Origin of the sequence: Schlesneria sp. (genome assembly GCF_036405755.1) — a bacterium.
Taxonomy (GTDB): domain Bacteria; phylum Planctomycetota; class Planctomycetia; order Planctomycetales; family Planctomycetaceae; genus Schlesneria; species Schlesneria sphaerica.
This window is the reverse complement of sequence record NZ_DASWWZ010000219.1, coordinates 1-11067: the sequence shown is the minus strand read 5'-3', so window position 1 is coordinate 11067 and position 11067 is coordinate 1. Positions and strand designations below refer to the sequence as shown.

The 11067-nt window shown below is 56.9% G+C and carries 9 protein-coding genes; 3 read left to right on the top strand and 6 right to left on the bottom strand.

Going from position 1 to position 11067, the window contains the following annotated elements:
* Together VGE80_RS07555 and aroA are read left to right on the top strand one after the other, a co-directional pair.
* Nucleotides 1-393: DUF58 domain-containing protein (locus VGE80_RS07555; RefSeq protein ID WP_440592214.1), on the top strand; the 393-nt coding region annotated here is incomplete at its 5' end.
* Nucleotides 394-488: 95 nt separating this feature from the next.
* Nucleotides 489-1769, top strand: coding sequence for a 3-phosphoshikimate 1-carboxyvinyltransferase (gene aroA / locus VGE80_RS07550; RefSeq protein WP_440592213.1), 1281 nt, complete (start codon nt 489-491; stop codon nt 1767-1769).
* 253 nt (nt 1770-2022) lie between these two features.
* Here aroA and VGE80_RS07545 read toward each other — a convergent pair whose 3' ends face one another.
* From VGE80_RS07545 to VGE80_RS07520, 6 genes are all read right to left on the bottom strand, one after another.
* Nucleotides 2023-2736, bottom strand: coding sequence for an FHA domain-containing protein (locus VGE80_RS07545; RefSeq protein WP_440592212.1), 714 nt, complete (start codon nt 2734-2736; stop codon nt 2023-2025).
* Nucleotides 2737-3097: 361 nt separating this feature from the next.
* A complete protein-coding gene (locus VGE80_RS07540; protein WP_440592211.1) occupies nt 3098-4189 on the bottom strand; it encodes an ABC transporter ATP-binding protein in 1092 nt (363 codons plus the stop codon).
* Entirely contained in the window at nt 4186-4848 is a 663-nt protein-coding gene (gene modB / locus VGE80_RS07535) for a molybdate ABC transporter permease subunit (protein ID WP_373651855.1), read from the bottom strand. The genes VGE80_RS07540 and modB overlap by 4 nt, the downstream gene beginning before the upstream one ends.
* A 238-nt stretch (nt 4849-5086) precedes the next feature.
* The gene (gene metH, locus VGE80_RS07530; RefSeq protein WP_440592210.1) at nt 5087-8821 is read right to left on the bottom strand and encodes a methionine synthase; all 3735 of its coding nucleotides are present in this window, start codon (nt 8819-8821) and stop codon (nt 5087-5089) included.
* A 400-nt stretch (nt 8822-9221) separates the two neighbouring features.
* Complete coding sequence (gene dcd, locus VGE80_RS07525; protein WP_440592209.1) at nt 9222-9794, bottom strand: dCTP deaminase; 573 nt, start codon at nt 9792-9794, stop codon at nt 9222-9224.
* 155 nt (nt 9795-9949) lie between these two features.
* On the bottom strand, nt 9950-10210 hold the full coding sequence (locus VGE80_RS07520; protein ID WP_440592208.1) for a hypothetical protein: 261 nt from the start codon (nt 10208-10210) through the stop codon (nt 9950-9952).
* On the opposite strand from VGE80_RS07520, the gene mutY reads away from it, so the two are divergent.
* On the top strand, nt 10201-11067 hold an 867-nt coding region (gene mutY / locus VGE80_RS07515), incomplete at its 3' end, for an A/G-specific adenine glycosylase (RefSeq protein WP_440592207.1). The two genes, VGE80_RS07520 and mutY, sit on opposite strands and share 10 nt — an antisense overlap.

Sequence of the window (11067 nt, the reverse complement as noted above, 5' to 3'; positions counted from 1 at the left end):
AATAAACGGGGCATGCTGGTTCTGATTTCGGATTTGCTGGCACCGCTCGAGACTCTCGAAGTCAGCCTCGGAAGCCTGACTGTCCGCGGTCAGGACGTGATTGTCTTCCACGTCCTGGATCCGGAAGAACTCAGCTTCACGTTTACTACCCCCGAACTTTTTACTGATCTGGAAACCGACCGCCGTCTCTATGTCGATCCGACTGCCGTCCGTCGTGATTATCTGGCGAAATTCACCGCGCACCTGAAATCGATCGAAGGGATTTGCTCACGACTGGGGCTAGTCTACCACCGTCTCACGACCGACACCCCGCTCGAAACGGCCCTGCCCGAGGTGATTCGGGTAAGAATGCAGTCGCGGGGCAACAGCCGGACTCGCATCGCCCGACGCTAGGAAATTACTCCTTCACACGAAACCGCCCCCCTGCCAAAACCGCCTTACCATGACGTGTCATGCGTCACGACAGCAACTCAGGATACCAATTGCAGATGACACCCTCTCGTGAAATTCAACCTGTCTGTGGCCCTGTCAACGGATCGATTCGACCGCCCGGTTCAAAAAGTCTCACGAATCGTGCCCTGGTCGTGGCAGCGTTGGCAAACGGGACATCGCATTTAACGGGTGTCCTCGACAGTCGCGACACCCAGGTCATGATCGACAGTCTGCAGCGATTGGGTCTGACCGTCGATCACGATGCTGTGAAAGGGACTGTCCGAATCGACGGTTGTCACGGAAATCCTCCCACGAATGCGGCTGACCTCTGGCTCGAAAATAGCGGCACCAGTATCCGGTTTCTCACGGCGCTGTGTGCGTTGGGACAGGGACGATATCGTCTGGATGGCAATTCCCGCATGCGAGAGCGGCCGATCGCCGACCTGGTGGTCGCGCTGCGGCAGTTTGGAATCGAAGTCGAGTGTGAACTTGGCAACGACTGCCCGCCCGTCCTTATTCACGGACAAGGCCTGCCGGGGGGAACGATTTCGATCAAGGCCAATCTCTCAAGCCAGTTCCTCAGTGCCGTGCTGATGGCCGCGCCCTGTGCTCAACAGACGGTTGAAATCCGTCTGGCAGGGGAACTCGTCTCTGAGCCCTACATTGAAATGACACTGGCCGTAATGTCTCAGTTCGGTGTCAACGTTGACCGGCCCGAGGCGGGCGTCTATCGGATCACTCCTCAGACGTACGTCGCGACGACCTACGACATTGAACCCGATGCCTCCGCGGCCAGTTACTTTTTTGGCCTCGCCGCAGTGACTCAAGGCAACATCACCGTCCATGGCCTGAATGCAAACGCTCTGCAGGGAGATGTGCACTTCGTTCGCGCACTCGAGCAGATGGGATGCCAGGTGACCTGGAACGCCGACAGTGTGACCGTCCAGGGTCGGCCGCTGCAGGGGATCGATATCGATATGAACGCCATCAGCGACACCGCACAAACGCTCGCTTGTGTCGCTCCGTTCGCCACGGGTCCCACGCGAATCCGCAATGTGGCGCACATGCGGTTGAAAGAAACCGATCGGGTCACTGCAGTCGTCACTGAACTGCAGAAATTAGGTTGCCGTGTGGAAGAACACCCCGATGGCATGACCATTCACCCGGGGCCGCTCCACGGCGGTACCGTGGCAACGTATGATGATCATCGAATGGCCATGAGTTTTTCGCTGATCGGACTTCGAGTTCCCGGAATCGTCATTTCTGACCCTGGATGCACGTCGAAGACCTATCCCAACTACTTCGAAGATCTCGAACGACTCTGCGGTAAAGCATGAGTCGAACCAGACCGGCAGTTGTGCCGGTCGGATCGGTCGCCAAAGTCCGGGGCCGCAACATGGACGAACTTCGAGAGACCCGGCATCTGCCGATCGGAGGTGGGCGAAATTGAAGTACTGACTCGCCCGCCGCACTTCGACGGCCCTCGTCTTGCGGAAGTCCTGTTCAGTGTACGGACCTTGTTACTCACGATCGACGACGTGCATGTATACAGGGTCCACCTGAAGACGGAAATCCCCCGCCGACGCGGGTTCAGGCACTCGCTCGCAGTTCGTTGGACTCGGGACCGTTGAGATGGTCGAGAATCACGTCCAGTCGCTGCGTCACCCGTTTTTGGGTCTCTTCCATCATCGACGCCGTGGCGAGCACCTCGGCCTCTTTCTGGTTCAGTTCGCGTGTTCGATCCGCGATGGCCACCTGCAGTTCCTGAAGATGACTCAGCAGTGCATTGTAGACGCGGACTTCTTCCGCATGAGGAATGTTCTCTGACTCCAGCGATGTCGGCACTTCTCTGACCGCTTCAATCGCTTTCACGAGAGCCCCCCAGCCACTGTCGGCGTCTGCGGACAGTTCCTTGACGATTGCCTGCTCGGTCAGAATCCGATCACACAATTCCTCTGCCGTAAGTGACGCGAGGTCTTCGGGAAGGCCTTCATTTGTCGCTTCACCGACTTCGGCGACGAGGGGTTGCGGAGCAAGCTGGATCGACAACCGGGTGGAACCAATCTGCAAGCGATCGCCGTCACGCAGTGCCATCCGTCGACAGGTGGCGCCATTCACGGTCAGGTACAGGTCGTCACAGACGGTTTCAATCCAGACTGCGCCAGATTGAATGTGAATCTGACTGTGCAAGCGAGGAATCGTGGGATCTTCCAGAATCAGGTCGCATTGACGACCCGTTCCGATTTTGAATCCATCGTGGTTCACTTGAATGGACTGAGATCCAGAAAGAAGCGTGAGCACCATTTCGTCCGATCGGCCAGAACTGGAAGGCATTGATGGGCGAGATGGATTGAAAGGACTGAGCATTGTTGTCTCGCTCCAACATCTTGTCGGATGAATCGCCGAATCGACTCGGACCGAGTTCTCCTTCGTCGAACACTCTTCATCATCGAACGGCTTTGCGAGCGGTCATGACCGAAACGTCCTGTATTTCCCGGGCCGCTCTGTTTTTGGCCCGTAAGCGACGAGGAAGGACTGCGAAGTTTTAACGGCTGCGTAAGCAGTGCGATGCCGCATTCGGACTCAACTGCGAATCTGGGAAAGAGAGTGAAACCGACGCGGTTGTAGCGACAGAACCTCGAAGAAGCTGAATCGATTGCGGGTTTCAGCCGGATCGGGGGATCAAATGGATGGCGGGAGCCTTCACCATCGCGGTCACGACATCACCAACCTGTAGTTTCAGGTCGTCCTGAGCGGGTCGGGTGATCAGCGCGGTCATCTCGAAACCGCACTCCAGACCGACTCGAATCAAAGGGCCTTCGGGGGTGAGAGACCGGATCGTGGCCCGCAGTTGATTACGGATCGTCGTGGTACCCGGTGTGCCTTTCTGCAGCGCGACGTCCTCCCCTTTGATACAGACATGCACCAGTCGGGTCGCGGCCGATGGAGCGACGGACAGCAGCAACGTTTGTCCGACCTGCACGGTGGCCAACCCCTGATCATTGGCGATGATCTCCCCTGCAACCACGGTTTCCACCCCTACCAGTAGTGCCAGTCTGGCATTACTGGGCCGCGAGAAAACGTCTTCGACCGTTCCGACCTGCTGGATTCGCCCCTGATCCATTACGGCCACACGGTCTGCCAGGGCCATCGCTTCGACGCGGTCGTGTGTTACGATAATCGTCGGGACCCCGAACTCCTGCAGGATCTGGCGGAGTTCAGCTCGCAGGCGTTCCCGCAACAGGGCATCCAGCGCCGAGAGGGGTTCGTCCAGCAACAACAACCGTGGGCGTCGGGCGAGGATTCGTCCTAATGCCACCCGCTGCTGCTGCCCACCGGACAATTGATGTGGGAACCGCAGTTCGAGCCCGGCAAGATCTAACTGCGTCATGATTTCATGAATTCGTCGGCGCCGTTCGCGTGATGAACTCTGCTGCAAGCCAAACCCGATGTTGTCCGCGATGTTCAGATGCGGAAACAGGGCGTAATCCTGAAACAGAAATCCGACGTCCCGTTGCTGCGGGGAAAGGGCAACCCGGCGTGAGCGATCAAACCAGATCTGGTCGCCAAACTGGATCAACCCATGATCCGGGTGGTGCAATCCCGCCAGACACCGCAGGAAGGTCGTTTTGCCGCATCCCGAAGGGCCGATCAACGACGTCACAGAAAAGCCTTGCGTCGACTGGGTAAACTCGATGTCCAGTCGGGGGCCCTTGTGGTACTGGAGCGAAAAGTTCGCGACCAGATTGAGCGTCATCTCGCAGCACTCCGGTTAGTCAGCCACTGAGTGATACAGAGTACAACGAACGAGAAGCCCAACAATGTCGCGGCGGTTCTGCCTGCTGAAACGTAGTTCAGACTTTGCACGTCGTCGTAAAGCGACGTGGAGATCGTTCGTGTGACCGAGGGAATATTTCCTCCCAGCATCAGCACGACGCCAAACTCACCAATCGTATGTGCAAATGTCAGTATCACGCCGGCGAGAATTCCCGGCCAGCACAGCGGCAGGATCACACGGCGGAATGTTTCGAAGCGGGAAACTCCCAGGCACCACGCCGCTTCGACAAGTTGACGGTCCATCGCGGAAAATGCCGCTGTGAAAGGGCGGATCGCAAAAGGGAGATTGAACAGCACGGCACCAATCAGAATTCCCGGAAACGAAAAGGGAAGCCGTGTTCCAAACAGGCTGTGCCAGGCTTTTCCAACGAACCCGTGAGGTCCCAGTCCGACCAGCAGATAGAACCCCAGCACCGTCGGTGGCAGCACCAAAGGCAAGGCGACGACGGCTTCCACCAGGAATCGCCCCCGCCAGCGAGTCGTTGCCAGCCAGTACGACAGGGGAATGCCAGCCACGAAGAGGATCGAGGTCGCAGCGCTGGCCAGTTTCAGACTCAGCCAAATCGCTCCCCAATCCACGAGCTGTCTCCGAATCTTTGTTCCTGCAACCTCACCCCGTTGACCCGATCCCGCTCGACGGCCCGCGAGTGAGAGTACCTCCGTGGCGAGCGTCGCGGAAACTCACACTTACACAAGTCGTTAAAAGGAAGGCTGTTCGCCGAGCGTTCCTTCCCAGCGGTTCTCGCAGAGACTGTGACCGGCGCACAGGGGCAGGTTGCCTGCATGTGCACCGATCACAGGAGTCAGCGATTGTTCGTCAGTTGTCATACCCCAAATTCGGAGAGAGCCATCGTTCCAGCAGTTCGATCGGCATCCCTTTCCGTTTTGCGTAATCCTCGACCTGGTCTTTTGTGATCTTGTCGACGCTGAAATAGCGTGCCTCGGGGTGAGCGAAGTATAACCCGCTGACGCTGGCGGCGGGATGCATGGCGAAGCTTTCCGTCAGCTTGATACCCGTCTGACGTTCGGCATCGAGCAATTGGAACAACTTGGTCTTCTCGGTGTGGTCCGGACACGCGGGATAGCCATGAGCGGGTCGGATCCCCCGATACTTTTCGCCGATCAGATCCTCGTTCGTCAGCTTCTCTTCACGTCCGTAGGCCCACTCTTCGCGCGCCTTCTTGTGCAGATATTCTGCAAAGGCTTCGGCCAGTCGGTCAGCGAGGGCTTTGGTCATGATGGAAAGATAATCGTCATTCAGTTCGTTCTGGAACTTGTTCGCCAGTTCGTCACAGCCAATCCCTGTCGTGACCGCGAAGGCACCGAGGTAGTCCTGGCGGTTAGCACTAATCGGCGCAATGTAGTCAGCCAACGAGCGGAAGTCGGACTGACCCGGACGTTCCCATTGCTGACGCAGCATTGAAAAACGCATGACCGGTTTGGAACTATCAATCGTTCCGTTGCTGATCGGCGTCACAAGGATGTCGTCCCCCTCGGTCACGGCAGGCCAGAAGCCATACACACCTCGTGCAGTCAGCAGTTTCTCATCCACGATCCGTTTTAAAAGTTGCTGAGCGTCTTCGAAGACCTTCTTCGCCTGTTCGCCCACAACCGGATCCGAGAAAATTTTGGGGTACTTCCCTTTCAGTTCCCACGTCTGGAAGAAAGGTGACCAGTCGATGAACGGCACCAGTTCAGCCAGGGGGACATCGACCACTCGCGTTCCCAGGAACGCAGGCGAATCGATCCTGACGGTTGACCAGTCCGTCGCGAATCGCCGACTGAGGGCTTCTGCGTACGGCACCAGCTTGCGATTTGCCTGCATCGCTTCGTAGGTCGAGCGGTCACGGGCTTGCGACGAGAGGTTCTTCTCGATGAATTCGGCTTTGCGTTCGGCATCCAGCATGTTCTCGACCACTGGTACCGAGAGGGACGCGTCGACGACGTGGACCACAGGATGATCGTAGTGCTGAGCGATTTTGACCGCAGTATGTTTGGCGGACGTCGTCGCACCCCCGATCAGCAGTGGAACAGTGAAACCCAGGCGCTGCATCTCCTTCGCAACATGGACCATTTCATCGAGCGAAGGGGTAATCAGACCGCTCAGACCGATGACGTCCACATTTTTCTGCTTCGCCACTTCCAGAATCTTGTCGCACGAGACCATCACTCCGAGGTCGATAACATCGAAGCTGTTACACCGCAGGACCACTCCGACGATATTCTTGCCGATGTCATGGACGTCCCCTTTGACGGTCGCCAGCAGCACGCGTCCACGTCCCCGATCGGTGTCTTCCTCGACGGCAACTTCTGCTGCATTCGGCATCGCTGCAGCGGCGGCTCGTTCCGCCTCCATGAACGGCTCGAGGTAAGCGACCGCTTTCTTCATGACACGGGCGCTTTTGACGACCTGCGGCAGGAACATTTTTCCTGCTCCGAAAAGTGCGCCTACGACATTCATGCCATCCATAAGCGGTCCCTGGATGACGTCCAGCGGCTTTCCGTAGCTCAGTCGGGCTTCTTCGGTATCCGCGTCGATGTAGTCAGCGATCCCTTTCAGCAAGGCATGTTTCAGTCGATCTTCCACCGAACCAAATCGCCACTCTTCGACAGCCGCAACGGCTTCTTCCTTCGTCCCGGATTTGAACTTTTCCGAGAACGAGATCAGACGCTCGGTCGCATCCGGTCGACGATTCAGCAGCACGTCTTCAATGTAGACGAGCAGTTCTTTGTCGATCTCTTCATAGACTTCAAGTTGGCCGGCGTTGACGATGCCCATGTCGAGACCCGCCTGGATGGCGTGGTACAGGAACGCGGCATTCATCGCCTCGCGGACAACATCGTTACCTCGGAACGAGAACGAAACGTTACTGACGCCACCTGACGTCCTCGCGCCGGGGCATTCAGCCTTGATGCGCCGAATTGCTTCGATGAATTCGACTGCGTAGTTTGCATGCTCTTCCATCCCCGTACCGACGGTCAGGATGTTAGCATCGAAGATGATGTCTTCGGGCGGGAAGCCGGCTTGCGTCGTCAACAGGTCGTAAGCACGCTTGCAAATACGAACTTTGTCTTCGCAATCCGTCGCCTGGCCCTGTTCGTCGAATGCCATCACGACGACGGCCGCGCCATACCGTCGAATCCGCTTTGCCTGTTCCAGGAAGGCGGCTTCGCCTTCCTTCATGCTGATCGAGTTCACGACCCCCTTGCCGTCGAGGCATTTGAGACCCGCTTCGATCACACTGAACTTGGAACTATCGACCATCACGGGAACGCGGTTGACGTCGGGATCATCAGAAATCAGGTTGACGAACGTCGTCATCGCGACCTGGCTGTCGAGCAAACCTTCGTCCATATTGACGTCGATCATGTTCGCGCCACTCTCGACCTGCTCGCGGGCCACGGCCAGAGCATCGTCGAACTTCCCTTCCTTGATCAGACGTGCGAACTTGCGCGACCCCGTGACGTTGGTCCGTTCACCAATCATCATGAAGTTGGAACTGGGACTAAGCTCAATACGCTCTTTTCCGCAATACGCCGAGGTGGCCGGAATGTCTGGAACCTGCCGCGGAGGGACGTTTTCGACAGCTTCGGCAATCGCCTTGATGTAGTCGGGGTTCGTGCCGCAGCATCCCCCGACAATGTTCACCCAGCCGTTCTGGGCAAACTCGCGCAGGTTGGCGGCGACTTCACCGGGATTCGAATCAAACCCACCGAATCCGTCGGGCATCCCCGCATTCGGATAACAACTGATGTACTTGGGTGCCAGATTCGCCAGCGTCTCGACGTACTGGCGCATCTGCTTGGGCCCCAGTGCGCAGTTCAGTCCGATCGTCAGCATCGGAGCATGAGAAACCGAGGTCCAGAACGATTCGACCGATTGACCAGTTAAGGTTCGGCCACCGTTGAAGATGGTGCCGGAGACCATGACCGGCAAACGTACACCGGTTTCCGCGAAGACATCTTCAATCGCGAACAGACAGGCCTTCATGTTCAGTGTGTCGAACGAGGTCTCGGGAAGCAGCAGATCGACGCCCCCTTCGATCAAACCTCGAACCTGTTCGGAGTAGGACGCGACCATCTGGTCGAACGTCACGGGACGATAGCCTGGCTTGTCAGCATTAAACGACAGCAGAACCTTGGTCGGGCCGATGCTGCCCGCAACGAAACGAGGTTTCTTTGGTGTTTTGGACGTGAACTCGTCGCAGGCGGCCCGAGCCAGACGGGCCGCTTCGACATTGATCTCACGGGTGAATTCGGCGAGACCGAACTCTTCCATGGAAATGGTGTTGGCGTTGAACGAATCGGTCTCGATGATATCGGCACCCGCCGCCAGATACAGTCGATGAATCTCACCGATCATCTGGGGCTGAGTCAGCACCAGGACATCGCCTGCATTCTTGAGATCAATCGGGTGCTTTGCAAATCGTTCGCCCCGGTAGTCAGCCTCGCCCGGGGAATATCGCTGAATCATCGTGCCCATGGCGCCATCGAGCACGAGAATGCGTTCTGACAGAAGTTGTTCGAAGTAGCCAGGAGCACGGGTCGGCATTGATGGATTGCTCAATTATGGAGGTGTCGGTTGTCTGTTTGTGTCACGCACCAACGGTTTGGCGACACATTCGTCATGCATCGCACTCCGTTGATCACTTTCGCAATTTCACTCTGGTTCGTGGTACTACACTCTGGGTCGTAGCACGGGTCGACATCCCAATGGCCGGTTGGGACGGGTTGCCCGCCTGCAATTCAGCGAGACTTGTCTTCTTGCTCTCGTGCTGGACCACTCGCTCGTGTGATGGCAAGACCTTTATTCTAAATGTGTCTGCACAGTCCCGTCGAGACTGCTGAGTCTGATGTTGTCTCTGCTGTGTCGCACCGCCGCTTCAGTGAGAGTGCTTCCGTGACTGTTACAGCACTGAATCACTTCCAGGAACAGTTCGTTGGACACGAATTTACTCGGCCATCTCCTGACCGAAAGCCAGTCGCATCTGCGGGTCTTTGGCCGGTGCCTGAAGCTCTTTAAAAAAGAGACTCGGCTGAATGTCATGATTGTTTTGGTATTTGCCGTTTCGATATTCAGTAATCTCACCCACAACGGTGTGATAGAGAATCTGACAGATCGGCAGACCGGCATAAATGCGGATCGGGTGGATCGCCTGAAGTTCGAGTGTCCAGTATCCGCAGAAGCCGACATCACCGAAGCCGGCACTGACGTGTACGAACAGGCCCAGTCGTCCGATCGACGACCGTCCTTCGAGCATGGGAACCAGATTGTGCGTCTCGGTTCGTTCGACTGTCCGGGCGAGATAGAGCTGGCCGGGGCGCAGAACGATCCCCTCGGGAGGAATCACACTGCGTCGATAGCGGTTCGGGCGCCGCACATCTAACACAATTTCCTCGTAGACCAGCAACTCGTCGTGCAGGCTGAGGTTGTAGCTGTTGGGGTTCAGCATCGCCGGATTGAACGGGTCGATGATGATATTCTTTCCCAACTGAGCCTTAATTTCTTCGCCGGTCAGAATCATCAGCAGGTGCAGTGAGTGAGAGGAGGAAACCGAGGCATGAGCTTACCAATCACACGTTACGGGGCCAACAAGTCAGATTCAACCCACGCCACGGACAATCCCACCGTCACAACCCGCAAAGTGCATATTAACCGTTTGAATCCGTACGTCAGCACTCAAAGTGACGACCCCAAAAAGTGACGCCCCCACAGTCTGGACCAGCGAGACCAAGGTTGACCCAAGTCAAAAGCGTCTTCCCGTTGCGAGGCGATTGCGTGTGGATTGCGGAACTGGGCGAGTTCCCGTTCGGTGGGTAGAATCCGTGTCTCGTCCGCATCATGAATACAGGACCGTTCCGACAGGTCCTTGGTTCGTCGGATTTTGTACTTCCCGCCAGACTCAACATCATCCTTGCCCCGGTTTTTGAATGGATTCATCAGATCACACTTCCTTCCGTCGAAAACTACGGGAATGGTACGTCGTGCGGGCGAGAGATCTTCCGTGGCGGAGAACTGCCGATCCCTATCAGATCTGGATCAGCGAGATCATGTTGCAGCAGACTACGGTGGCTGCCGTCATCCCGTTCTTCCAGCGATTCATGGCGCGGTTTCCTGATCTGAAAGAACTCGCCCGTGCGGAAGAAACGGAGATACTTTGCTACTGGGAGGGACTGGGGTATTACAGCCGTGCGCGCAATATTCTGCGTGCGGCAAAAGTCATCGTGGAACAGCACGAAGGCCAGTTTCCGACTGATCTGGCTCAATTGCAGTCCCTTCCCGGCATCGGACGGTACACCGCCGGTGCAATTGCCTCGTTCGCTTTTGACCAGCGTGCTCCGATCGTGGAAGCGAACACCCTGCGACTGTACTGCCGTTTGCTGGGCTACGAGGGAGACCCCCGGTCGAAGGGGGGACAAGAGCAACTGTGGAATTTCGCGGAGAACATCCTGCCGCGCAAACAACCGGGGCAAGTCAATCAGGCACTGATGGAGCTCGGCGCCACAGTTTGCACGCCTCGTGACCCCGCCTGTGGAGAATGTCCTGTTCAATCCTATTGCCAGGCATACCTGACCAACCGGCAGTCGACGATTCCGCGTCCAAAACCAAAGGTCGCCATTACGGCTGTGACCGAGGTTTCAATCGCCGTCCGAAATGGGGCGAAGTTTCTCGTCAGACGGAGAACAGCAGACGAACGCTGGGCCGGGTTGTGGGACTTCATCCGGTTTGAGGTTCCCCATGAGAGCCCGACCTTGCCAGATGCAATGATTGTCCAATCGACACAGGAGCGGACCGGA

Excerpts from the sequence above, each read along its gene's own strand:
- metH (WP_440592210.1), bottom strand. The coding sequence starts at position 8,821 with ATGCCGACCCGTGCTCCTGGCTACTTCGAACAACTTCTGTCAGAACGC.
- VGE80_RS07540 (WP_440592211.1), bottom strand. The coding sequence starts at position 4,189 with ATGACGCTCAATCTGGTCGCGAACTTTTCGCTCCAGTACCACAAGGGC.
- aroA (WP_440592213.1), top strand. The coding sequence starts at position 489 with ATGACACCCTCTCGTGAAATTCAACCTGTCTGTGGCCCTGTCAACGGA.
- dcd (WP_440592209.1), bottom strand. The coding sequence starts at position 9,794 with ATGATTCTGACCGGCGAAGAAATTAAGGCTCAGTTGGGAAAGAATATC.
- VGE80_RS07520 (WP_440592208.1), bottom strand. The coding sequence starts at position 10,210 with ATGAATCCATTCAAAAACCGGGGCAAGGATGATGTTGAGTCTGGCGGG.
- VGE80_RS07545 (WP_440592212.1), bottom strand. The coding sequence starts at position 2,736 with ATGGTGCTCACGCTTCTTTCTGGATCTCAGTCCATTCAAGTGAACCAC.